We start from the raw sequence: 24,739 nt of genomic DNA, 5'->3' as shown, positions 1-24,739 counted from the left end.
GATTACAGCTCGGTCTTGAGTTGGTTCAGCAGGTCGGCATGTGCCGCTGCATTCACCTCACGCTTCAGGATCTGCTCGGCACCACGAACCGCGAGGCTCGCGACCTGGCCGCGCAGTTCATCACGTGCACGAGTAACTTGCTGTTCTGCATCAGCTTTGGCGGCGGCGATAATGCGCGCGGCTTCGTCAGCTGCAGTTTTCTTGGCTTCTTCGATAATCGCTGCGGCGCGCTTTTCTGCGTCGCCAATGCGCTTCTGGCCTTCGTCGCGGGCGGAAGCCAGTTCGGCTTGCGCGCGCTTTTCTGCGGCCGCCATTTCTGCTTTGCCCCGGTCAGCGGCAGCCAGTCCATTCGCGATCTTCTCGGCGCGTTCGTCGAGCGCCTTCATCAGCGGTGGCCACACGAATTTCATCGTGAACCAGGCGAGGATGAAGAAGACCACGAACTGCGCAAACAAGGTTGCATTTAAGTTCACGGTGTTTTCCTTCTCAGAGTAACGAATGCCGAACACGAAGGTTCGGCAGTTGAGAGTCGGCTAAGGAGCCGAATTACCCCGCAACGAACGGGTTCGCGAATGCAAACAACATTGCGATACCAACACCGATCAGGAACGCCGCGTCGATCAGACCAGCCAGCAGGAACATCTTGGTTTGCAGCGTGTTCATCAGCTCAGGCTGACGTGCCGATGCTTCCAGGTATTTACCGCCCATCAATGCGATACCGATACATGCGCCGATAGCACCGAGGCCGATGATCAAACCGCAAGCCAGAGCAACAAAAGATACGTCAGTCATTTGAATTCCTTTAAAAGGTTAAGTTAAAACAAAATTGAAAAGCTAAAAACGAACTTCTTTACTACTACTATCTTTCGATTCTTTCGTGCTCTTAGTGAGCTTCATGTGCCTGGCCGATGTACACCAGGGTCAGCATCATGAAAATAAAGGCTTGCAGCAATACGATCAGGATGTGGAAGATTGCCCACATCGAACCGGCGATCACGTGGCCAATGAAACCGAAGGCCGTCGCCATGGAGCCGAGCAGCGCGATCAGCAGGAACAGCAGTTCGCCGGCGTACATGTTGCCGAAAAGTCGCATGCCGAGGGAAACGGTACGTGCCAGATATTCGATTGCATTCAGCAGCACGTTGAACGGTGCCATCCAGATGCCGAACGGTGCTGCGAGCCACTCGTGCAGCCAGCCGCCAACACCCTTGATCTTCAGGTTGTAATAGATGACGACAGCGAGGACGCCGAGCGACATGCCGAGCGTGCCGTTGAGGTCAGCGGTCGGAACGACGCGGTGATATGGGATGACGTTTTCGAGGCCGAGCAGCGCGAACAGGGATGCGAACATGTCGACCGGGAGGAAGTCGAGCGAGTTCATCAGTGCAACCCACACGAACACGGTCAATGCCAGTGGAGCGATGAAGCGGCGGTCACCATGCACGATGGACTTGGACTGGTCTTCGACCATTTCGACGACCATTTCGACGAAGGCCTGAAAACGGCCCGGCACACCCGAGGTCGCTTTGCGTGCTGCGAGCCACATGATGAAGCAGCCGAGTACGCCCATCGCGACGGACCAGAAAACCGTGTCCATGTTGATGATCGAAAAATCGACGATCTTGTCCTGGTGCTTGGTGGAGAAGTGTCCGAGGTGGTGGACTATGTATTCTGATGGTGTCGGAGCGTGTCCTGTGGATGCCATGTCAGTGCCTAAATAATAAGATTATGTAACTCTTCAGCGCCACGATGAAGGCGGCGATCAGCGCCAGCCAGTTCAAATCGCGGTACAGCCAAACCACTGCGCCCAGAAGCGCAATCGTTAATGCAATCTTGATAAATTCACCGATGAAAAACGTCATCGGATTGATAGCGCCCGGCTTGCGCGCGCCTACAAACAGACGCAAGGCAAACAAGCCATTCGGCACTACACAGCACAGCCCACCGAGAAGCGCTGATATCAGCGCATGAACGCCACCGAGCAAGCCAGCAATAAGGCCGGCAATCACCGTAGTCGTAAATTGCAGCAGGACAACGCGAAGCATATCGGTCCAGAGTCATGCAATCCGTCGGGCTTTTGGCTCCCGCTACGGGCCGCGGTGTTCAGGGTGGTGCGTTTTGTCAAACCACGGGATTATAAGTGTTTTCCACAGTCATCGTCAAACGCCGACAGGTCGCGTAATCCCTTGACGGCATACGGTAAAACTACGGTAGGACGTCCTGCAATGCGTTCATCCAGAGCAGTCCCTGAGGCCAGTTTTCAAGTCCGCTGTCGGCATTGATATGACCGCGCGGGCCGATGTCGTTGAACTGCGCGCCCCATTCGGCAGCCCAGTGCTGCGCCTTCGATTGGACGCACCAGGGGTCGTTGGAGGAGGCGACAACGATGGACCTGAAAGGAAGCTCCGCTCGCGGCATGGGAGCAAAACCGCTGACGAACGCCGGGAAGGAAGGATGCTCGACGTCAGGTGGTGCGACTAGGAGCGCACCCTTCACTTTTGCCGCATGAGGCCGGGTGCCACATTCCTTCGCCCACCACGCGGTGAGTGCGCAACCGAGGCTGTGGGCGGCAAGAACAACCGGTCGGTCGGCTGCAGCGATCATGGCATCGAGGGTCGCGACCCAGCGTGCGCAATCCGGGGTATTCCAGTCCGTTTGGTGCACGCGTTGTGCATTGGGAAGCAGTGATTCCCACACCGTCTGCCAATGGCCTTCGCCGGAGTTGTAGAGGCCGGGCAGGATAAGGATGGTGTGGTTCATCTTGTGAGGTTTACGCCGGAGAGCTTTCCGCGCGCAGCCTTGCGATCAGGTCGTCGAGTGCATCGAGATCGGCAAAGTCGATGACGAGCTGGCCCTTGTTCTTGGCACCGAGCTTGATCGAGACCTGTGTGGCGAGGGCGTCGGACAACTCCTCTTCAAGGCGGGTGAGATCGCGCGACTTTTCTTTTCCGGCGCGCGGTTTGCCGGAGGCTTGCTCCGTCGTCGCGCGGGCGACCAGTTTCTCCGCTTCGCGCACGGACATGCGCTTGGCGACGATCTGGTTGGCCAGCGTGATCTGTGTCGCGGAATCGACGGCGAGCAGGCTGCGGGCATGACCCATGTCGATGTCGCCGGCCATCAGCATCGTCTGCACCGGCTTGGCGAGGTTCAGCAGACGAAGGAGATTGGAGACGGCGCTGCGTGAGCGGCCCACAGCACCGGCTGCCTGTTCATGGGTGAAGTCGAAATCAGTGATCAGGCGCTGGATACCCTGCGCCTCTTCCAGCGGATTGAGGTCTTCACGCTGGATGTTCTCGATCAGCGCCATCGCAGCAGCAGCCTGGTCATCGACATCCTTGACCAATACCGGGACCTCGGTCAGGCCGGCAAGTTGGGCTGCACGGAAACGCCGCTCACCGGCAATGATCTCGTATTTGTTGGCGCCATTTGCGAGGGGACGCACGAGGATCGGTTGCATCAGTCCTTGCGCCTTGATCGATGCCGCAAGTTCGTTCAGTGCGCCTTCGTCCATGCGTGTGCGCGGCTGGTATTTACCGGCCTGCATTTGCGTGACGTTCAGCGATGACGGCGCACCAGGTACGCTCGGCACCGCTTCATTGATGTCAGAGGAGCCGCCGAGCAATGCCTCGAGTCCGCGCCCGAGGCCCTTGGATTTTTTCGTGACCATCTTCTTTACCGGTTACATTGACTTGATGCGGTCGACCATCTCCGCACCAAACGAGATATAGGCTTGCGCGCCTTTCGATGCGGGATCGAAGGACACCCCGGGCATGCCGTAGGACGGCGCTTCGGCAAGGCGCACGTTGCGCGGGATGATGGTCTTGAAGACCTTGTCGCCGAAGTGCTGCTCGAGCTGCGCCGATACCTGCTGCGACAGCGTCATGCGCGGGTCGAACATCACGCGCAACAGGCCGATGATTTTCAGGTCAGGGTTGAGCTTGGCATGCACCTTCTTGATGGTGTTGACGAGGTCTGACAGGCCTTCGAGTGCGTAGTATTCGCACTGCATCGGGATGATCACGCCGTGGGCTGCGCACAGGCCGTTGAGCGTCAGCATCGACAGCGCCGGCGGGCAATCGATGAGGACAAAATCGTATTCTGTGTCGACTTCTGCGATGGCGTCTTTCAGGCGCTTTTCGCGGTTTTCGAGCTCAACCATTTCCACTTCCGCACCGGCCAGTTCGCGGTTGGCGGGCAAGACGTCGTACTTTCCGGATTCGGAGGTCTTGCGCGCAGTCTTGATATCCGACATGCCGAGCAGGACCTCGTACACGGAGGCTTCGAGCGTGGCCTTGTTGATGCCCGAGCCCATCGTCGCGTTACCCTGCGGGTCGAGATCGACGAGTAGTACGCGCTGATCATGTGCCGCCAGTCCTGCGGCGAGGTTCACTGCGGTGGTGGTCTTGCCGACGCCGCCCTTCTGGTTGGCGACACAGAATATTTTGGCCATATTGTTTTAGTTAGTGGTGAGTTTGACGCCGAAACCGATCAGGAAAACGCCCGCTGCTTTCGAGGCAAAAGCGGCGATGCGGCGATTGCGTGCAAGACGCTTGGCGGCTGCATTGCCAGCAATGACGAGCAGGCTGCCGTAAAACAGGGTGCAAGTGGAAATGACCGCTGCCATCGTCAGGAACGTGAAACTGCCCTGATGCGTGGCGGGATTGATGAAGAGCGGGAAGAACGCCATGTAAAACACGATCGCCTTCGGATTGATGAGCGTGACGAGAAAGCCGCGCCGGAAGTCAGCAGCATCGGAGAAAGGCACGACTGCCCCGCCCTGCCCCTGCTTCGCCGTCAACAGCTTGATGCCGAGGTAAGCGAGATACGCTGCACCGAGGTACTGCATTCCCTGGAACAGCAGCGCGTTTGCCTTCAGCAGCGCAGCGACGCCGATCGCCGCAAGGAACATCAGGACTGCATCGCCAAGCATCAGGCCGGCGAGCGATGCAAATCCGCCGCGCAGGCCGTGCTGTCCGGTCGATGTGAGCACGCAGAAGGTGCCGGGGCCGGGCAGCATCAGGAAGACCATCGTCGCAGCAATCAGCTGCCAGATGTCGGTGATGCCCATGGAATGAAACAACGCACTCATTGTCACGCTCCTGCTTCAATGAAAACCAGATGGCGCTCTGCGCCGAGACCGGGCACGTGCAGCGGCTGCACGGTGTTTGCCTTCCAGCCTGCCGGCAGCCGGGCGATTTCCTCATTCGGCATCACGCCCTTCAATGCGATGAAGCGTCCTCCTTCTGCCAGCAGATGGCCAGACCATGTGACGAAGTCGGCCAGTTCGGCAAACGCGCGCGATGTGATGATGTCGAACTTGTGCAGCACCTGCAGCTGCTCGACACGCGCGGTGTGCACGGTAACGTTGGTGAGGCCCAGTTCTGCTTTGACCTGCGTGAGGAACGCGGTCTTCTTGTGCACCGTGTCGATCAGCGAGATGCGCATGTCGGGCTGCGCCTCTTTCGCCCAGATCGCGAGCACGATGCCAGGCAAACCGCCGCCTGCACCGACATCCAGCACCTGCTTCGCGCCTGCGAATGCGGGTACTGCCGCCAGCGAATCCAGCAGATGCTGCGTCACCATCTGTGCCGGGTCGCGCACGGCCGTCAGGTTGTAGACGGCATTCCATTTCACCAGCAGCGCGAGGTAGTCGATCAGTCGCGCAAGCTGGGTGCCGCTGAGTGTAATGTGCAGTTCGCTCGCACCGGATGCGAGCGTACGGGTCAGTTGCTCACGGTCGAAGCCCGCCATTACGTGGCCACCTGCGCGTCGCTGAATTCCTTGAAACCGCCCTTCTTCAGGTGCACCAGCAGCAGCGAAATTGCCGCCGGCGTGACACCGGAAATGCGCGACGCCTGGCCCAGCGTCTCCGGGCGATGCTTGTTCAGCTTCTGGCGCACTTCGACGGACAGGCCGCGTACCTCCATGTAATCGAGTACCGTCGGCAGCTTCAGGTTTTCGTAGTAGTCGTGACGTTCGACTTCGCGTGCCTGGCGGTCGATGTAGCCTGCGTATTTCACCTGGATCTCGACCTGTTCGCGCACCGCTTCGTCGTCGACAGCCGGACCGGCGAGTTCCTGGCCGTCGACACCTTTCAGCGTCATCAGGCTTTCGTAGCGCACGTTCGGGCGGCGCAGGAGATCAGTAAGCGCATACTCGCGCTCAATGCCTTTTCCTAAGACGCGTTCCGCTTCTGCTTCTGAGACGAGACGCGGGTTCACCCATGTCGATTTCAGGCGTTCCAGCTCCCGAGCGATCGCTTCCCGCTTCTTCTCGAAAACCGCCCATTGGGCATCGCCGACGCAGCCGAGCTGGCGGCCGATTTCCGTCAGGCGCAGATCGGCGTTATCCTCGCGCAGGCTCAGGCGGTATTCGGCGCGGCTGGTGAACATGCGGTACGGCTCCTGCACGCCCTTCGTGATCAGGTCATCGACGAGGACGCCGAGGTAGGCTTCGTCGCGGCGCGGCGTCCAGGCATCCCGCTCCTGCGTGAAGAGTGCGGCATTCAGTCCGGCGAGTAGTCCTTGCGCAGCCGCTTCTTCGTAGCCGGTGGTGCCGTTGATCTGTCCGGCGAAGAAAAGACCCTGGATCGCTTTGGTTTCGAGCGAGGCTTTCAGGCCGCGCGGGTCGAAGTAGTCATATTCGATCGCATAGCCGGGGCGCAGGATGTGTGCATTCTCCAGGCCACGCATCGAGTGCACCAGCGCCAGCTGCACGTCGAACGGCAGGCTCGTCGAGATGCCATTCGGGTAGAACTCGTTGGTGGTCAGGCCTTCCGGTTCGAGGAAGATCTGGTGCGAGGTGCGGTCGGCGAAGCGGTGGATCTTGTCCTCGATCGACGGACAGTAACGCGGACCGACGCCTTCGATGACGCCGGTGTACATCGGGCTGCGGTCAAGTCCGCTGCGGATGATGTCATGCGTGCGCTCGTTGGTGTGCGTGACCCAGCACGGCAGCTGCTGAGGATGAAGGTCAGCCGAGCCCATCACGGAAAATACCGGTACCGGATCGAGATCACCGGGCTGTTCATCCAACACCGAGAAGTCGATACTGCGGCCGTCAATGCGTGGCGGCGTGCCGGTCTTCAAGCGGCCCTGTGGAAGCTTCAATTCCTTCAACCGCGCCGAAAGTGATACAGCGGGCGGGTCGCCGGCGCGGCCGGCAGCATAGTTGTTCAGGCCGACGTGGATCTTTCCATCAAGGAAGGTTCCCGCGGTGAGCACAACGGCACGACTGCGGAAACGGATACCCACCTGAGTCACGGCGCCAACGACACGATCGCCCTCCACCATCAGGTCGTCAACTGCCTGCTGGAAGAGCCAGAGGTTTGGCTGGTTCTCCAGGCGGCCGCGAATCGCTTTCTTGTAAAGGATGCGGTCAGCCTGCGCACGTGTGGCGCGGACCGCAGGACCCTTGGATGAATTCAGGATACGAAACTGGATGCCGGCTTCATCGGTGGCAATCGCCATCGCGCCGCCAAGCGCGTCCACTTCCTTCACCAGGTGTCCTTTGCCAATGCCGCCGATGGACGGATTGCAGGACATCTGCCCCAAGGTTTCGATATTGTGGGTGAGCAGCAGTGTTTTCTGGCCCATGCGGGCCGAGGCGAGCGCAGCTTCGGTGCCGGCATGGCCACCACCCACTACGATGACATCAAATTCGGTTGGAAAATACATAGTTCGCCTCGGCGAGACGCAATAGACAGGAGTGGCGCCGTATGCGCCAGAGGCGAGATTATAAAGTGTTTTTAATCGGTGCCACGATCAACGGTCTGTCGCATGACGGTTTGTTTCACGTGAAACAAACCGATTTTGAATCTAAAGTACGAAATAGCCAACGATAAACGTTGCGCCGATGCCCATCATCCAATAGCCCCAGTGCAGCTGTACCGAGGAACTTCTTCGCTCGGCCGGCTTGGGCGGTAGGATGTTGAGAGGAGGAGCCTCAGGGCGTCCAGCCATCCGTGCGGGTCTCGCCACATTTCTCTGCCTCACCTCCTCCGCCAGGAGATCCACCATTTCCTTATGAACGTCGTCCAGCGCCTCCACCGGGGGCGGCGCGGACTCGGCTGACGCAGCCGGCGTATGGATTTCTTGGGGCTCAAGGACAGCGGCTTCAGAAGCTGCCTGAGCGACTGCACCTATTTGCGGTGCTGTTTGCGGTGCAGGCTGGGCCGGCTCTTGCCGTGACCACTGGGGTTCGAGCTGCGGTAGTGGTTGTGCTGCCGAAGGCGTTTTCTCGAGCAGTTTTTGGTAGGGAGACACGGCCGGAGCGGATATACCGCCCAGCTCATCCTCGGGGTCAAACATGATGATCGTCACCGGGTCGAGTGCGTCCTGATGCAGGAATCGGTCGATTACCTCCTGCTCCAGATGCTCGGCCTCGGCTTCCTCGGTCGGCATGAACACCTCGAGAATCAGTTCTTTCTGATGGAGCTTGCGAAGTCCGCGATTGAAGCGGTCGTCGGTCAGGGACGGCAGCTTGTCGCGCACTTGCTGGTAAGTCGATACGCCATCCACCATGATCAGCACCAGGCGTTCACTTTGCGTCAGTCCATGGCTTTTTTGTTTTATTTCAGCACGTCCTTCATGCGTGCGCTGAAAGATAACCGACGGATCAAACATGATGAAACCTTTCAAGGGTATGTTTCACGTGAAACATAAAACTTTCTTCTTATGACTGACCTTGACACTTACCCTGCTGCTTCGCGAGGTATCTTGCAAGCAGGAAATGTCTATCGTAACGACGTGTGTCCTGCCGCGCTATACCAAATGCACAACGGCTGCAGCAAATATTTGTAAGTAACCTTATCCCGCTTTTTTGCGCGATCAGATCCTTGCTTCAATGTTTACTGCAAGCCGCATTGCTACAATCAGTAACCTACAAAAAGGAGAGATGATGAGCACTTCTGCAGCGTTCACTTTCAGCACCGTACCGCACCTCGTATCCGAACCCGGTGCCTCTACCCGCCTCGGCGCTACCGTCAGGCATCACTTTTCCGCCGCGCGTCATGCGCTCATCGTCACCGACGCTGGTTTTCTGAAGACCGGGCTGCTCGAATCTCCCATCGCCAGCCTCGGTCAAGCCGGCCTGACCGTCAGCATCTTCTCAGACGTTATCGCAGATCCGCCGGAAGCGGTCGTCATGAAAGCCGTGGAAGACGCACGGAAAAAGGAAATCGACCTCGTCATCGGCATTGGCGGCGGCAGCTCGATGGACGTCGCCAAACTGATTGCCGTGCTGGTGAACAGCGAACAGGATCTGAAATCCATGTACGGCATTGGCAATGTTAAAGGCCGCCGCCTGCCGCTGGTGCAGGTCCCGACGACGGCGGGAACCGGCTCCGAAGTCACGCCGATCTCGATCGTAACCACCGGAGCAACGACCAAAATGGGCGTCGTCTCACCGCAGTTGTATGCCGACCTGGCTATTCTGGATGCCGAGCTGACGGTTGGCCTGCCGTCCAAAGTGACCGCTGCAACCGGCATCGACGCAATGGTGCACGCCATCGAAGCCTATACAACGAAGATTAAAAAGAACCCGCTGTCGGACATGCTGGCGCGGCAGGCACTACAGCTTCTCTCGGAGAATATCGTTACCGCCTGTGAAGATGGGAAAAACCTCGCGGTCCGCCAAGCAATGCTGCTCGGTGCGATGCTCGCAGGCCAGTCCTTTGCCAATGCGCCATGCGCCGCGGTACACGCCCTCGCCTACCCGATCGGCGGGATTTTCCATGTGCCGCACGGGTTATCGAACTCCTTGGTCCTGCCACATGTATTGCGCTTCAACGCTCCGAATGCAGCGACCTTGTATGCAGAATTGGCAGAAATCGTCGCGCCCGGTGCTACCGGAAGTGCGGAAGCCCGCACGCAGGCGCTGATCGACCGCATGGATGAGATTGCACAACGTACCGGTATCGAAACCCGCCTGCGGCAAGTGGGAATCGCCGAATCGGATCTCGACCGCCTCGCCGACGACGCCATGCTACAGACACGTTTGCTGACAAATAACCCGCGTCAGGTTTCACGTGAAGACGCGCGGGCAATTTACGCTGCAGCTTTGTAAAAGTACGGAGCAAAAAAAACCGGCAGATTGGCTGCCGGTTTTTTCGAATAATTATTAGCTCAGTGAGCTGAGTGCGCGGGACTCGAAGGCCGGCGTTTCATTAATGCACCAATCTCCCCCACGATCCCCCTGCGGAATGCCAGCACGCAGACGATGAAGATGAAGCCGGTAACGATCGTCACCGATTCACCGATCGAACGGAACCATTCGATCGTCGTCAGCTCCGCCATCCAGTTGCCGAAGTCGCCCAGCTTGTTCTCCAGCGCAATGATCACCACTGCCCCGACGATCGGGCCGGTCAAGGTACCCAGGCCGCCGACCAGCGTCATCAAGACCACCAGGCCCGACATGCTCCAGTGCACGTCGGTCAGCGTCTCGAAGCCCAACACGACCGTCTTCGTCGCACCGGCCAGGCCGGCGAGCGAGGCCGACAGCACGAACGCGAGCAGCTTGTACTTGTCGACGTCGTAGCCGAGCGAGATCGCGCGCGGCTCGTTTTCCTTGATCGCCTTCAAGACCTGCCCGAACGGCGAATGCACGGTGCGCACGATCAGGGCAAAGCCGCCGATGCAGATTGCCAGCACCACGTAGTACAAGGTCAAGTCATTGCCAAGGTCGACCACGCCGAGCAGCTTGCCGCGCGGCACGCCCTGCAAGCCATCCTCGCCACCGGTAAACGGTGCCTGCAACGCGACGAAGTACAGCATCTGCGCCAGCGCGAGCGTGATCATCGTGAAGTAGATGCCCTGCCGGCGGATCGCGAGCAGGCCCATCACCAGGCCGATGACGGCGGCCGCAGCAATGCCGGCGACCAGCCCCAGCTCGAACGGCAGGCCCCACACCTTCAGCGCATGGCCGGCGACATAGCCGGCGCCGCCGAAGAAGGCGGCGTGGCCGAACGACAGCAGGCCGGTGAAGCCGATCAAGAGGTTGAAGGCGCACGCAAACAACGCAAAGCACAGCACCTTCATCAGGAACACCGGGTACATATAGAACGGCAAGGCCAGCGCCGCGGCCAGCGCAATGGCATATCCGACTTTCTTGTTCATTTCCAACTCCTTATTTCTCTTTACCGAACAAGCCGGCCGGACGGATCATCAGCACGATCGCCATGATGATGAACACCACGGTGGCCGACAATTCCGGATAGAACACACGCGTGAGGCCTTCGATCACGCCGAGCCCCAGGCCGGTGATGATCGAGCCCATGATCGATCCCATGCCGCCAATCACGACCACCGCGAACACGACGATGATCAGGTTGGACCCCATCAGCGGCGACACCTGGATCACCGGCGCGGCCAAAACGCCGGCAAACGCGGCCAGCGCGACACCGAAGCCGTAGGTCAGCGTGACCATCAGCGGCACGTTGATGCCGAACGCTTCGACCAGCTTCGGGTTTTCGGTACCGGCCCGCAGGTAGGCGCCGAGCTTGGTCTTTTCGATCACGAACCAGGTCGCAAAGCACACGATCAGCGACGCAACAACGACCCACGCGCGGTACTTCGGCAGGATCATGAAGCCGAGGTTGAACGCGCCGCCCAGCGCTTCCGGCACCGAGTACGGCTGGCCGGACACGCCATAGAACGAGCGGAACAGGCCTTCCAGCATCAGCGTGATGCCGAAGGTCAAGAGCAGCCCGTACAGGTGGTCGAGCTTGTACAGCCAGCGCAGCATGGATTTCTCGATGAGGATGCCGAAGATGCCGACCAGGATCGGTGCGAGCAGCAGCATCACCCAGTAATTGATTTCAAAGTAATTCAGGCCCATCCATGCGAGGAACGCGCCCATCATGTACAGCGCGCCATGCGCGAAATTGATCACGTTGAGCAGGCCGAAAATGACCGCCAGCCCCAGCGACAGCATCGCGTAGAACGAGCCGTTGACCAGGCCTAACAGCAGCTGGCTCAACATTGCTTGCAAAGGTATGCCAAAGATTTCCATAGCGACCGGTTTCGAGAAGGTGTTGCCTTGATATTGCCATTGTCATATGGCGCGCGGCTTCCATTGAAAGTAAGTATTCGCATGCGCGCAATGCGGTGAACCAGCGGCACTGGCAATTCAGCGACTTGCGCAGTCGAACTTTTCTCACAATGAGAGCGCGAGAACCGGGCGCAAACAACGTGCACCGCTTCTCGCGCAAGAGGAAGGGATCGCTTCTGTCCCTTGATCCAGAAAACGGGACAGCATGCAATGCCGCCCCGCCCTGCTACACGGCCGTTATTTCCAGAGCGCGCACTTCGATTCGGCCTTGGTGGTAAATGCCTGATCACCCGGAATCGTCTGTACGACCTTGTAGTAATCCCAGGCGTACTTCGACTCGTTCGGTGCCTTCACCTGCATCAGGTACATGTCGTGCACCATGCGCCCGTCCGGACGGACCACGCCATTCTTCGCGAACATGTCGTTGATCTTGGTGCTCTTGAAATGCGCCATCACCTTGTCTGCGTCGTCGGTGCCGGTGGCCTTGACCGCATTGAGGTATTGCATGGTGACCGAGTAATCCGCAGCCTGCAGCATGGACGGCATCTTCTTCATTTTCTCGAAGTAGCGTTTCGCCCACTTGCGGGTGTCGTCATTCTGGTCCCAATACCAGCCGTCGGTCAGGTACATGCCCTTTGTCAGGTTCAGGCCGAGCGAATGCACGTCGTTGATGAACATCAGCAAGCCGGCCAGCTTCATCGAACCGGTAATCCCGAACTCGTTGGCTGCCTTGATCGCGTTGATCGTGTCGCCGCCCGCATTCGCAAGACCGAGGATCTGCGCCTTGGAGGATTGTGCCTGCAACAGGAAGGAGGAGAAGTCGGAGGCCGACAGCGGATGCTTGACGCTGCCGAGCACCTGGCCGCCCGCGGCCTTGACGACGTCAGACGTATCTTTCTCCAGCGACGCGCCGAACGCATAGTCAGCCGTCAGGAAGTACCAGCTTTTTCCGCCCTGCTTCACGACCGCAGACCCGGTTCCCTTGGCCAGCGCCACGGTGTCATACGCATAATGCACCGTGTACGGCGTGCACTCTTCATTGGTCAGGCGGGCCGTGCCGGCACCGATCGCCAGAAACGGCTTTTTCTTTTCCGCCGCGACCTTCGCCATCGCCAGGCTGGTACCGGAGTTGGTACCGCCGATCAGGACATCCAGGCCCTCGCGGTCAAACCATTCACGTGCCTTGCTGCCCGCGACGTCCGCCTTGTTCTGATGATCGGCTGAAATGAGCTCGATCTTCTTGCCGTTCACCGAACCGCCGAAATCGGCGATCGCCATCCTGATTGCTTCGACGCCGCCGGCACCGTCAATGTCGGAATACAAGCCGGAAATGTCGGTAATAAAGCCGATCTTGATCGTATCTCCGGATATCTGCGCAGACGCGCTTCCTGCGACACCAACTGCAAACATTGCTGATACTGCAAGTGCAAGTGCTTTCAATTTCATCTCGATCTCCTTTTATGAATATGGCGGCCCATTTATTTCTTCGGCCTGCTTTTTATACTCCGAGCAGCGAATGCAGCACGGGCATCTTGTTATCCAGTTCGGATGCAGCGAAAGTCTCGACAATCTGGCCGTGCTCCATCACGAAGAAGCGATCGGCCAGCGGTGCAGCGAAGCGGAAATTCTGTTCAACCATCACGATGGTGTAGCCCTTGGCCTTGAGCATGGTGATCATGCGCGCCAGCGCCTGCACGATGACCGGCGCGAGGCCTTCGGAAATCTCGTCCAGCAGCAAGAGGCGTGCGCCAGTGCGCAAGATGCGCGCGACGGCGAGCATCTGCTGCTCACCACCCGAAAGACGCGTGCCCTGGCTTGCCCTGCGTTCCCGCAAGTTCGGGAACATCTCGTAAATTTCGTCGATCGACATGCCTTTGTCGGTCTTTGATACCGCCGGCGGCAGCAACAGGTTTTCTTCCGCAGACAGGGAAGAAAAGATACCGCGCTCTTCCGGGCAATAACCGACGCCGAGATGGGCAATGCGGTGCGTCGCGAAATTGATTGCCTCCACACCATTGATCCTGATCGAACCCTTGCGTGCGCCGGTCAGCCCCATGATCGCGCGCAGCGTCGTAGTGCGACCCGCGCCGTTGCGGCCGAGCAGCGTGACGACTTCACCTTGGTTCACCGACAAATTCACGTCATGCAGGATGTGCGACTCGCCATACCAGGCGTGCAGATCCTTGATTTCAAGCGCCGCTGCCATTCAATGGGCTCCCTGCAATTCACCGCCGGTGGTACCCATGTAGGCTTCCATCACCTGCGGATTCTTGGATACTTCTTCATACGGGCCTTCTGCGAGGACGGCGCCGCGCTGCAACACGGATATCTTGTCGCTGATGCCGGCGATCACGCTCATGTTGTGCTCGACCATCAGGATGGTGCGGCCGGCCGATACTTTCTTGATCAGCTCGGTCACGCGATGCACGTCTTCATGGCCCATGCCCTGTGTCGGCTCATCCAGCAGCATCAGTTCCGGTTCCATTGCGAGCGTCGTCGCAATTTCCAGAGCACGCTTGCGGCCGTACGGCAAATCGACGGTCATCGTGTCGGCGAACTTTTCCAGATCGACCTGTGCCAGCAGCGACATCGCACGATCATTCAGCGTGTTCAGCTTCCTTTCGGTTTGCCAGAAGGCGAAAGAATTGCCGAGCGGGCGCTGCAAACCGATGCGCACATTCTCCAGCACGGTCAGGTGCGGGAACACGGCGGAAATCTGGAAGGATCGAATAATGCCCTGACGCGCGATCTGCGCCGGCTTGGCCGCCGTGATGTCGCGCCCATTGAACAGGATTTGCCCTGAAGTAGGCGTCAGGAACTTGGTCAGCAAATTAAAACAGGTCGTCTTGCCGGCGCCATTGGGGCCGATCAATGCATGGATGTGTCCACGCTGCACCTTCAAACTTACGTTGTTGACGGCTGTGAACCCCTTGAACTCCTTGGTCAGCCGTCTCGTCTCCAAAACAACATCCGCCATTGGTTCTCCCTGTTGACTGTTATTGGACAGAAGGTTGTGCATAACGATGATGCACAGTACACAGTACGACTAGGGGGGTGGCAATACAACAGACAATTGATCTGTTGATTGTTTAGCCTGCATCAATGTTCTGTTTTGTTCGATGCAAGCGTCCACGGATGTTAGCACGAAGAAATTTTTTGTTACTTACAGCTAACTTACAGGGCTTACCACTACCTCCGGCATATTGAACGTCGCAGCCTTTTCTCCGGTACGCGCTTCGCGAATCCACTGCGCTGCCTTTTCCGCAATCATGATCGTCGGCGAATTGGTATTCCCCGATGTAATTGTCGGCATTACCGAGGCATCAACAACGCGCAATCCGCGCACGCCCTTCACGCGCATCTGGCTGTCGACGACCGCCATCGGATCATCGTCGCGCCCCATCTTGCAGGTGCCGACCGGATGGAAGATCGTGGTGCCGATATCGCCCGCCGCTTTCGCCAGTTCGTCTTCGGTGCGGTATTGCAGACCAGGCTTGAATTCTTCCGGTGCATATTTTTTCAGTGCCGGTGCATCAACGATGCGACGTGTCAGCGCCAGTGCCTGTGCAGCAATCTTCGTGTCTTCCGGCGTGCTCAGATAATTGGGTGTGATCTTCGGTGCAGCAAACGGATCACCGGTTGCAATGCGAATATGACCACGCGACGTCGGTCGCAAGTTGCACACGCTAGCGGTAAATGCAGGGAACGCATGCAGCGGTTCGCCGAATTTTTCCAGCGATAGCGGCTGTACGTGGTATTCGAGATTTGGCGTCAATTGCGACGCGTCCGAACGCGTGAATGCGCCGAGCTGCGACGGTGCCATCGACATCGGGCCGCTGCGCGACACTGCATATTGCATGCCGATCCGCATCTTGCCGAACCAGTTGTTCGCCATCGTGTTGAGCGTTTTCACACCCTTCACCTTGAACGCCATCCGCAGTTGCAGATGATCTTGCAGGTTTTCGCCAACACCCGGCAAATCAACAGCCACTGGCACACCATGCTGTAGCAGCAGCGACGCCGGTCCGATGCCCGACAGTTGCAGGATCTGCGGCGAACCGACGGCACCGGCAGTGGAAATCGTTTCCTTTCTACTCTCGGCAAACCACTCCGTGCCGCCTCCGGTGAACTCGACGCCGGTGCACACCATGCCCTGCTCCGTCTGTTGCAGCCGCAGCCGCTTTACGTGGCAGCCGGTCATGATGTCGAGCTGGCCTTTGCGCCCTTCGGCAGACTTCAGGAAGGCACGTGCGGTGTTCCAGCGCAAACCTTTCTTCTGGTTTACTTCGAAGTAGCCGCAACCTTCATTGTCGCCACGGTTGAAGTCGTCAGACTTCGGAATGCCGACCTGCTCCGCCGCATCGCGGAAAGCGTCGAGGATTTCCCATGACAGGCGTTGCCGTTCGACGCGCCATTCGCCGCCGGCGCCGTGGAAAGCATCCGCGCCGCCGTGGTAATCCTCGCTCTTCTTGAAGACCGGCAGCACTTGCTGCCAGCGCCAGCTCGGGTCGCCGGTGAGCTCTGCCCACGTATCGTAATCACGAGACTGCCCTCGCATGTAGATCATGCCGTTGATCGACGAGCAACCGCCCAGGACCTTGCCGCGCGGGTAAATCAGGCTGCGCCCATTCAATCCGGCATCGGCTTCGGTGCGGAACAGCCAGTCGGTGCGCGGATTGTTGATGCAATACAGGTAACCGACCGGGATATGGATCCACATGTAGTCGTCCTTGCGCCCTGCCTCCAGCAAGAGCACGGAGACACCCGCATCCTGTGCCAGACGGTTTGCCAATACGCAGCCTGCTGTTCCGGCACCGATGATGATGTAGTCGTACTTTCCTGCGGATTCCATGTTGTTGCTCCGTTTTTTGCCTTGCGGCCGCCGATGAAGTGAAGCGGATTTTTATATCTGTATTTGATATATAAAAATAGTAGTAGTTGTTAACAACTCCCCTTTTCTGTGGATAAGTCGGTAAACCATTGCCGATTCAATGATTTAGGCGCTGCATAAACAGCTGAATAATCCCTGTATGACGATGGGATGGATTCGGGACAAAAAATGCGCTTGTGAAGACTTCATTGCTTATCCCGTTTACATCCAGCGCTTCTCCAGAGACTTATCCACAGGCAGTATTAACAGGACTTACTACTTTGCCACCGGCATCGTGAATTCCGCGCCCTTCACAATCGAGTCCGGCCAGCGCTGCATGATGGACTTGTAGCGGGTGTAGAAACGGATGCCCTCTTCGCCGTAGGCATGCGCGTCGCCGAACAGCGAACGCTTCCAGCCGCCGAAGGAATGCCAGGCCATCGGCACCGGAATCGGCACGTTGATGCCGACCATGCCGACTTCAATGCGGCGCGAGAATTCGCGGGCGGTATTGCCATCGGATGTGTACAGCGCCACGCCATTGCCGAACTCATGCGCGTTGATCAGTTGTACTGCCGATGCAAAATCCGGCACGCGCACCACGCACAGCACCGGCCCGAAGATCTCTTCCTTGTAGATCGTCATCTCGGGCGTCACATGGTCGAACAGCGAGCCGCCGAGGAAGAAGCCTTTTTCATGGCCCGGTACCTGCAGTCCACGGCCATCGACCAGCAGTTTTGCGCCCGCTTCGACGCCGGCGGCGATATAGCCTTCGATCTTGGCCTTGTGCTGCGCGGTCACGACCGGACCCATTTCCGCATCCGGCTCCATGCCGTTCTTTACTTTCAATGCTTTCACGCGCGGAATCAGCGCTTCGACCAGCTTGTCGGCGACGCTGCCGACTGCGACTGCGACCGAAATCGCCATGCAACGCTCACCGGCGGAACCGTAAGCGGCACCGATCAACGCATCGACGGCCTGGTCGAGGTTGGCGTCCGGCATCACGACCAGGTGGTTCTTCGCACCGCCCAATGCCTGCACACGCAGCGGATACGCTCCCTTGCGCTTGGCACCTTCGGTATAGATGTATTCCGCAATCGGCGTGGAGCCGACGAAGGACACCGCATTCACATCCGGATGGTGCAGCAGCGTATCGACAGCCAGCTTGTCACCCTGCACGACATTGAAGATGCCATCGGGCAGGCCGGCGCGCTTGAACAGGTCGGCAACCATCAACGACGGCGACGGATCGCGCTCGGACGGTTTCAGGATGAACGCATTGCCGGTCGCAATGGCCATTGGCGCCATCCACATCGGCACCATGAACGGGAAGTTGAACGGCGTGATGCCGGCGGTCACACCCAGCGGCTGGCGCAACTGCCAGTTGTCGATGCCGCCGCCGATGTTGTCGGTGAACTGTGTCTTCAGCAATTGCGGGATGCCGGTCGCAAATTCCACGACTTCCAAGCCGCGCGTGACTTCGCCTTTTGCATCGGAGAACACCTTGCCATGCTCACGCGTGATCGCGGCGGCGAGGTCGTCATGATGCTTTTCGAGCAGTTCCTTGAACTTCGACAGCACACGCGCACGCTTCAATGGCGCCGTGTCGGCCCAGGCCGGTGCCGCTTCGCGCGCGGCGGCAACCGCAGCATTGACTTCATCGACGCTGGCCAACGCGACCTGCGCGCTGACTTCACCCGTGGCGGGATTGAATACGTCCTGTTTGCGCCCGCTGGTCGACTCAACCACACGGCCACCGATGTAATGCTGGATTACCTGCGTCATAAGAATTCCTTTGGAAGTTTGGCGATTTTCAGCAGCATAACGGCGCTTTCCGGCGGAATCCAATGAGTTATTATCAAGTTTGTTATAAGCGGATTTAATAATGGATGGACCTGCCCCATGGATCTGACACAACTCCGTGCCTTCGTCACCGTCGCGGATGAGGGCAACCTGACACGGGCGGCCGAACGGCTGCACCTGACCCAACCGGCCGTCAGCTTGCAGATCAAGTCGCTGCAGGCGGAGCTGAACCTGCAGTTGTTCACCCGCACGCCGTCCGGCATGGCGCTGACCGATGACGGAGCCAAGCTGCTGCCGTTTGCGGAGCGCGTGATGGAAAGCGTCACGGAATTTCGCCAGGGCGCAGCCTCGCTGCATTCCACACTGTCCGGCCAGGTGTCGATCGGCACCATCCTCGATCCGGAATTCATCCGCCTCGGCCCCTTCCTGAAACGGCTGGTGGAAACCTACCCGCAGGTCTCGACACGCCTGCAACACGGCATGTCGGGCTGGGTACTACAGCAGATCAAGAGCGGTGGACTCGATGCCGGCTATTTTCTCGGCGCGCCGGGCAAGGAATTCCATGCCCAGACGCTGACCTCCTTCACTTACAACGTGGTTGCGCCGCAAGGCTGGAAAAACCGGATCGCCGGCCGCGACTGGCCGGAGCTGGCCAAACTGCCGTGGATCTGGACGCCGCCGGAATCCGCGCACAACCGCCTGCTGACGAAAACTTTCGCCCACTACAAGGTCACGCCGAACAAGGTTGCGCTGGTCGACCAGGAGCCGTCGATGCTGGATCTGGTGAAGTCGGGTGTCGGCCTGTCACTGGTACGCGAATCGGTCGCGCTGCGGGAAGCGCATGTGCATGGGCTGGTGATTGCCGATGCAGTCAGCCTGTCGACCGAACTGTCCTTTATTGCGCTGGCGAAACGGAAAAATGAGCCGTTGATCGCTGCGGTGTTCTCGTTATTGCACGATTTGTGGCAGGCATAGCGGTTTTCGTTACCTACAAGGCAATAAATCGCGCGGTTTGAAAAATATTTTTTGCAGCATCCTGTGGATAAGTCTTTGGATAGGCGCTGGATGTAAACAGGATAAGGATTGAAAACACCAACGAGGCGTTTTTTATCCCGAAACTATCCTTTCGCCATACACGCCTTGTTCAGCTATTTATGCTTCGCTTAAGCGCTTGTTTACGTAGCCGTTTACCCACTTATCCACAGAAGTGATGCACTGTTAACAATCACTACCAGATATATATATCAACTACAAAATAAAAAACCCCAAACCTCTCACCAGCCGCGGTTGGACAAAGATCCGCATCCACACTACGCTACGGTCGTGCTTCAAAAAAACGCCTTTTCGCTTCATTTCTGTACAACGCAGGTCTTTACAGGTCTCCCCCATGTCTTCAGTTACTCCCCGCCTCGGCCTGATTAGCGCACTGCACCAGGAGCAGGCCGGCCTCATCGACACCATGCCGGACGCGCAAACGATCAGCCGCGGCATGCGGGATTACGTGACGGGCAAGCTGTGGGGGATCGATACGGTCTGCGTGCTGTCGCGCATCGGCAAGGTCGCTGCCGCAGCCACCGCCGCAACCCTGATCGAGCGCTTTGGCGTCACGCATATCGTATTTACCGGCGTAGCCGGTGCGGTGGAACCGGACATGCAGGTCGGCGACATCGTGGTTGCGGAATCGCTGGTCCAGCACGACATGGATGCCACGCCGTTGTTTCCACGCTTTGAAGTGCCGCTGCTCGGCCAGTCGCATTTCGCGTCGGATTTGCACCTGACCGACAGGCTTGTGCAATCGGCACAGGACTTTGTTTCCCAAGATCTTGGCACCATGATTACCGCCCAGGATCGGGACACGTTCCGGCTCAGTCAGCCGCGTGTGTATCGCGGCTTGATTGCCAGTGGTGATGAATTCATTGACAGCCGTGCACGGCAAGTGACGCTGAAGGAAGCATTTCCTGCCTTACTGGCAGTGGAGATGGAAGGCGCGGCCGTTGCGCAGGTCTGCTTTGAGTTCGGCGTGCCGTTTGCGGTGGTGCGCACGATTTCCGACGGCGCGAATGAAGATTCGCCGCTCGACTTCATGCAATTTATCGACCGCGTTGCATCGCGCTATGCCTTCGGCATCGTCAAGCGCCTGTGTACACAAGGCGACTGGCCGCATCCGGTCGCACGCTGATCGTTCGTAGCCCGCGAGGCGGACGGCTTGCAGGCAAGCGGGTGATCTCGAGCACTAAAGTCTGTCGATGCAGACGCATTCGACTGAGTGGAGCTCCAGAGGACGGGAAGGTCTGATGTTCGGCAACGGGCGTAAAAATGGCGCAGTTTATGCGAGGTAATTGGTAAATTAGGAAATTAGGAGCACGCCGTTATTGCAGCGGAACACTGGCACCGATGGTGCCCCGCTGTATAAGCCGCATAAATTCGTCTGCCGGTATTGGCGCACTAAAAAGATACCCCTGCCCCTCGGCGCAGTGATGTGCATGGAGAAATGAAAGCTGCGCCGGTGTTTCGACACCTTCCGCAACGACTCTTTGCCCAAGGCTCGTTCCCATACCGATCACGGCATTGACGATGACGCCATTACCGCCGTTCGATGAGATGCTTTGCACAAAGGACTGGTCTATTTTCAACACGTCGATCGGGAACTGGCTGAGATAGCTCAAGCTGGAATAGCCGGTGCCGAAATCATCGATGGCAAGCTGCACGCCAAGCTGTTTCAGTTCATGAAGGACCGCACTGCTTGATACCACGTTTCGCATCAGTACACTTTCAGTCAGCTCGAGCTGAAGAAATCGCGCGTCCAAGCCTGTTTCGTCCAACACATTCCGGAGATTCTCCACGAAGCGACTATCTCGAAATTCGATCGCCGATACGTTGACGGCAATGGTGAAGGATTGCATTCCCTGGTCGCGCCATGCCTTGGCCTGCTGGCATGCTTGGCGCAGGACTATTTGCCCTATAGCGGCGATCAGGCCCGAATCTTCAGCTATGGCAATAAATGAGTCCGGAAACATCAAGCCTTTCTTGGGATGAATCCAACGAACGAGTGCTTCCGCGCCAGTAACCATTCCTGAAATCAAGTCGACCTTTGGCTGGTAATACACCAGGAGCTCGTTTCCAGCAATTGCGCGACGCAGTTCCACCTCCGTGGCTTGGCGCTCCACTGCTAACGCATTCATGGCGCTATTGAAGAACTGGTAGTTGCTTTTGCCCTTTTTCTTCGCGTGATACATGGCCGCATCTGCATTCTTGACCAACGTATCGGCGTCGTCCCCGTCGGCAGGAAACACGCTGATGCCGATGCTCGTCGTGATGTGGAGCTCATGACCAGCGATGTGGTGCGGTGATGTGAGTGCATGGAGGACTTTTTCAGCCGTAATGGTGGCGTGCTCTGCCAGTGCATCTTCCAGCACAAGGACAACGAACTCGTCTCCACCCAAGCGGCTTACCGTGTCGGAATGCCGCACTTGAGATAAGAGTCGATTTGCGACGGATTCGAGCAGCTTATCGCCCACTGCGTGCCCGAGTGAGTCGTTGATGTGCTTGAAATTGTCGAGGTCCATAAACAGAACCGCAAGCTGGGTGGTATACCGCTTCGCGTAGGCAATGGCCTGCGTCAGGCGGTCGTTTAACAGCAAGCGGTTCGGCAGGCCGGTAAGGTAGTCATGTTGCGCCAGGTGCGCCATTTTCTGTGCCATGGACTTGGCTTCGGAGACGTCGTGGAACGTCACAACCGCGCCAGTAATGTCGCCGTATCGGTCAAAGATTGGTGCGATGGAATCTTCAATCGGCGATTCATATCCGTCCCGGCGCACCAGAACCGAATTGGCGTGAAGGGCCAGGTTTTTGCCATGCACGATGACCATTTCTACCGGGTTTCTTGCGGACTGCCGCGTCTCGCCATCAATCAGATGCAAAACCTCGGCAACCGGCCGGCTCAACGCCTCGTCACGTGACCAGCCTGTCATCCGTTCCGCTTCTGCATTCATGTAGGTAACGTTACCCGCGAGATCGGTGCTAAGAACGCCGTCCCCTATTGATTCAAGGGTGACGCGCGACCGCTCCCGTTCCACGAAGAGCGCTTCTTCCACTTTCTTGCGCTGGATGATGTTGCGAAGGGCCTGAGGCACCAGGGAGTTCTGGAAGTGGCCCTTGCTGAGAAAACCCTGGGCACCGCGCTGCACCGCTTCCATGGCGAGTTGTTCATTTTCCTCGTCGCAGAGCGTCATGATCGGAATGGGCGGACTCACCGTGAAGAGCACATCGAAGGTGGCGATACCGTGACTGTCCGGGAGGAAAAGGTCGACCAGAATAATGTCGACGTCATGCTTTTCCAAGCGGTTTACGGCATCAGACAGATGACGAACCCATTCTGTGACAAAGGGTCCATCCCGCGCAGTAGCGAGCGTGTCTTTGAGCAACTTCGCGTCTGGATCGTCGTTGGAAACGATGAGGACCGTGTTGACGGCCATGATGTACTTTCTGAAACAGCGCCTTCGCGGCGCGTGTGAAGAAAAACACTACGGACGGGAATCTTTAGGACCCCATGGATTCATGTAGGTTCGTGCATCGGCAAGCCATGAAGAAAGGACTGGGGAAGCCGGAGTAACAAATTATCTGGCGGTATCTTTACGTGGACGAGCGATAAGTGCGTAGAATGAAACGCGCCACAGGGGAAAATTATCATTCAGAACCACGGTATCGCCACCGTTGCAAGTAACACTCCCGAATACCACCATGCGAAGCGTCTGTTTTTGGAAAAGAAAGTGCTTTAGACCCGCCTCAGACAAGTGAACAATACGCTAAGGCAATTGCAAGTCCTTGCGAGTTCCGCCGTTAACCTCGCAAGAGTAGATTGCCAAGATGAAATTTCTCGGTCATATCCCATAGATCTAGCCTAGCAAATCGGTCCGAGTTGATAGGCGCTCATGCGTCCGACAGCTTAGTTCGACAGCATCGTGATAGCAGATCATGAGGCGCCAATCCCGGCGCTGAGCGGCAGCTTTTCGTCAATGTGAACTTCCGCTTTGGATCGATTTTTGCCTTTATGTAATCCTTTGCAGTGTCCGATCAACAGTGCTTTTCTGCCATTGCTCGTAGGAACTCAACCGACATTTCACTGCACCGAACACGCTGCTAGCAGCCCACATCAGCCCGCAACGAAGGCTTTAGTGCCGTTCGGCGAGCAGCTTCAGTACCGCTTTTGCGGCTTCTTCCGATGACGCCGGATTCTGGCCGGTGACCAGCATGCCGTCGATCTGCACATACGGCGCCCAGTCCGGTCCTTTGGAATACATGCCGCCGGCTTTCTTCAATGCATCTTCGACCAGGAAAGGCACGATCTTGGTCAACTGCACCGCTTCTTCCTCGGTATTGGTAAAACCAGTCACATGCTTGCCTTCGACCAGCGGACGGCCATTGGGCAGCTTGGCATCGCGCAGCACGCCTGGCGCATGGCAGACCGCAGCGACCGGCTTGTTGGCGGCATGCATGCTTTGGATCATCGTGAGCGAATCCTGATCCGCTGCCAGATCCCACAAGGGACCATGTCCGCCGGGATAAAACACAGCGTCGAATTCTTCATGCGACACGCTCGACAGCAGCACGGTGTCGCTGAGCAAGCGCTGTGCTTCCTGGTCCTTCTTGAATCGCTCGGTGGCCGAGGTCTGCGCGTCGGGTGCATCGCTCTTGGGGTCGAGCGGCGGCTGGCCGCCCTTGGGCGTGGCCACAGTGATCTTGGCGCCTGCATCCTTGAATACGTAGTAAGGAGCCGCGAATTCCTCCAGCCAGAAGCCGGTTTTCTTGCCGGTATCGCCCAGCTGGTCATGCGACGTCAACACCATGAGTATGTTCATCCTTGTCCTCGGCAAATCGATCAGTGAGCAAGGTAGAGCAGTAGCAGCTTTGAAAGTTCTGAGCTGGACTTTATTCAACGTTGAACTAAACCGCTGCGTAGTGGCAAGAAGCGCGACCCGATGCGTGCGGTGCTAAAGCGTCTCCTACGTTGGACGATGG

General features: G+C 57.9%; 23 protein-coding genes. 3 read left to right on the top strand and 20 right to left on the bottom strand.

The window, feature by feature from the left end:
- Positions 1-2 precede the first annotated feature (2 nt).
- The 11 genes from ACYVIA_RS07595 to ACYVIA_RS07545 all read right to left on the bottom strand — a co-directional run bounded on the left by ACYVIA_RS07595 (position 3) and on the right by ACYVIA_RS07545 (position 8,639).
- Positions 3-473, bottom strand: a complete 471-nt coding sequence (locus ACYVIA_RS07595; RefSeq protein WP_460839477.1) for a F0F1 ATP synthase subunit B — start codon at positions 471-473, stop codon at positions 3-5.
- 73 nt (positions 474-546) lie between these two features.
- Entirely contained in the window at positions 547-792 is a 246-nt protein-coding gene (gene atpE / locus ACYVIA_RS07590; protein WP_019139942.1) for a F0F1 ATP synthase subunit C, read from the bottom strand.
- 91 nt (positions 793-883) lie between these two features.
- A complete protein-coding gene (atpB, locus tag ACYVIA_RS07585; protein WP_460839474.1) occupies positions 884-1,705 on the bottom strand; it encodes a F0F1 ATP synthase subunit A in 822 nt (273 codons plus the stop codon).
- A gap of 1 nt (position 1,706) precedes the next feature.
- The gene (locus ACYVIA_RS07580; RefSeq protein WP_460839472.1) at positions 1,707-2,045 is read right to left on the bottom strand and encodes an ATP synthase subunit I; all 339 of its coding nucleotides are present in this window, start codon (positions 2,043-2,045) and stop codon (positions 1,707-1,709) included.
- Positions 2,046-2,205: 160 nt separating this feature from the next.
- Entirely contained in the window at positions 2,206-2,760 is a 555-nt protein-coding gene (locus tag ACYVIA_RS07575; protein ID WP_460839470.1) for an RBBP9/YdeN family alpha/beta hydrolase, read from the bottom strand.
- A 10-nt stretch (positions 2,761-2,770) separates the two neighbouring features.
- Positions 2,771-3,667: a ParB/RepB/Spo0J family partition protein gene (locus tag ACYVIA_RS07570; protein ID WP_460839468.1), complete on the bottom strand. Its 897-nt coding sequence runs from the start codon at positions 3,665-3,667 to the stop codon at positions 2,771-2,773.
- A 12-nt stretch (positions 3,668-3,679) separates the two neighbouring features.
- Entirely contained in the window at positions 3,680-4,450 is a 771-nt protein-coding gene (locus ACYVIA_RS07565) for a ParA family protein (RefSeq protein WP_460839467.1), read from the bottom strand.
- Positions 4,451-4,456: 6 nt separating this feature from the next.
- A complete protein-coding gene (leuE, locus tag ACYVIA_RS07560; RefSeq protein WP_460839465.1) occupies positions 4,457-5,089 on the bottom strand; it encodes a leucine efflux protein LeuE in 633 nt (210 codons plus the stop codon).
- Positions 5,090-5,091: 2 nt separating this feature from the next.
- Positions 5,092-5,751: a 16S rRNA (guanine(527)-N(7))-methyltransferase RsmG gene (rsmG, locus tag ACYVIA_RS07555; RefSeq protein ID WP_460839463.1), complete on the bottom strand. Its 660-nt coding sequence runs from the start codon at positions 5,749-5,751 to the stop codon at positions 5,092-5,094.
- On the bottom strand, positions 5,751-7,676 hold the full coding sequence (mnmG, locus tag ACYVIA_RS07550) for a tRNA uridine-5-carboxymethylaminomethyl(34) synthesis enzyme MnmG (protein ID WP_460839462.1): 1,926 nt from the start codon (positions 7,674-7,676) through the stop codon (positions 5,751-5,753). Before mnmG ends, rsmG begins: the two co-directional genes overlap by 1 nt.
- 141 nt (positions 7,677-7,817) lie before the next feature.
- On the bottom strand, positions 7,818-8,639 hold the full coding sequence (locus ACYVIA_RS07545; protein WP_460839460.1) for a hypothetical protein: 822 nt from the start codon (positions 8,637-8,639) through the stop codon (positions 7,818-7,820).
- Between the two features lie 259 nt (positions 8,640-8,898).
- Between ACYVIA_RS07545 and ACYVIA_RS07540 the strand changes: the two genes are divergently transcribed.
- Positions 8,899-10,065 carry an iron-containing alcohol dehydrogenase gene (locus tag ACYVIA_RS07540; protein WP_460839727.1) on the top strand — a complete coding sequence of 389 codons (1,167 nt, stop codon included), beginning with the start codon at positions 8,899-8,901 and terminating at the stop codon, positions 10,063-10,065.
- Positions 10,066-10,124: 59 nt separating this feature from the next.
- Here ACYVIA_RS07540 and ACYVIA_RS07535 read toward each other — a convergent pair whose 3' ends face one another.
- The 7 genes from ACYVIA_RS07535 to ACYVIA_RS07505 all read right to left on the bottom strand — a co-directional run bounded on the left by ACYVIA_RS07535 (position 10,125) and on the right by ACYVIA_RS07505 (position 18,703).
- Positions 10,125-11,114, bottom strand: coding sequence for a branched-chain amino acid ABC transporter permease (locus tag ACYVIA_RS07535; protein ID WP_460839459.1), 990 nt, complete (start codon positions 11,112-11,114; stop codon positions 10,125-10,127).
- A 10-nt stretch (positions 11,115-11,124) separates the two neighbouring features.
- On the bottom strand, positions 11,125-12,009 hold the full coding sequence (locus ACYVIA_RS07530; RefSeq protein ID WP_460839457.1) for a branched-chain amino acid ABC transporter permease: 885 nt from the start codon (positions 12,007-12,009) through the stop codon (positions 11,125-11,127).
- A 276-nt stretch (positions 12,010-12,285) separates the two neighbouring features.
- Positions 12,286-13,494 carry an ABC transporter substrate-binding protein gene (locus ACYVIA_RS07525; protein ID WP_460839455.1) on the bottom strand — a complete coding sequence of 403 codons (1,209 nt, stop codon included), beginning with the start codon at positions 13,492-13,494 and terminating at the stop codon, positions 12,286-12,288.
- Between the two features lie 52 nt (positions 13,495-13,546).
- On the bottom strand, positions 13,547-14,254 hold the full coding sequence (locus ACYVIA_RS07520) for an ABC transporter ATP-binding protein (RefSeq protein WP_460839453.1): 708 nt from the start codon (positions 14,252-14,254) through the stop codon (positions 13,547-13,549).
- Complete coding sequence (locus ACYVIA_RS07515) at positions 14,255-15,025, bottom strand: ABC transporter ATP-binding protein (RefSeq protein WP_460839451.1); 771 nt, start codon at positions 15,023-15,025, stop codon at positions 14,255-14,257.
- A 192-nt stretch (positions 15,026-15,217) separates the two neighbouring features.
- Positions 15,218-16,900, bottom strand: a complete 1,683-nt coding sequence (locus ACYVIA_RS07510; RefSeq protein WP_460839448.1) for a GMC family oxidoreductase — start codon at positions 16,898-16,900, stop codon at positions 15,218-15,220.
- Between the two features lie 294 nt (positions 16,901-17,194).
- Entirely contained in the window at positions 17,195-18,703 is a 1,509-nt protein-coding gene (locus ACYVIA_RS07505) for a CoA-acylating methylmalonate-semialdehyde dehydrogenase (RefSeq protein ID WP_460839446.1), read from the bottom strand.
- Between the two features lie 117 nt (positions 18,704-18,820).
- On the opposite strand from ACYVIA_RS07505, the gene ACYVIA_RS07500 reads away from it, so the two are divergent.
- Both ACYVIA_RS07500 and ACYVIA_RS07495 read left to right on the top strand, forming a co-directional pair.
- Entirely contained in the window at positions 18,821-19,696 is an 876-nt protein-coding gene (locus tag ACYVIA_RS07500) for a LysR family transcriptional regulator (RefSeq protein ID WP_460839444.1), read from the top strand.
- Between the two features lie 412 nt (positions 19,697-20,108).
- A complete protein-coding gene (locus ACYVIA_RS07495) occupies positions 20,109-20,900 on the top strand; it encodes a 5'-methylthioadenosine/adenosylhomocysteine nucleosidase (RefSeq protein WP_460839442.1) in 792 nt (263 codons plus the stop codon).
- 190 nt (positions 20,901-21,090) lie between these two features.
- On the opposite strand, the gene ACYVIA_RS07490 is transcribed toward ACYVIA_RS07495, so the two are convergent.
- Both ACYVIA_RS07490 and ACYVIA_RS07485 read right to left on the bottom strand, forming a co-directional pair.
- Entirely contained in the window at positions 21,091-23,196 is a 2,106-nt protein-coding gene (locus ACYVIA_RS07490; protein WP_460839440.1) for a putative bifunctional diguanylate cyclase/phosphodiesterase, read from the bottom strand.
- 696 nt (positions 23,197-23,892) lie between these two features.
- Positions 23,893-24,579 carry a type 1 glutamine amidotransferase domain-containing protein gene (locus ACYVIA_RS07485; protein WP_460839438.1) on the bottom strand — a complete coding sequence of 229 codons (687 nt, stop codon included), beginning with the start codon at positions 24,577-24,579 and terminating at the stop codon, positions 23,893-23,895.
- Positions 24,580-24,739: the final 160 nt, after the last annotated feature.

The sequence above is a fragment of the Noviherbaspirillum agri genome, from assembly GCF_054780595.1.
Note: the sequence above shows the minus strand (reverse complement) of the source record. Positions and strands in the feature narration are given on the sequence as shown.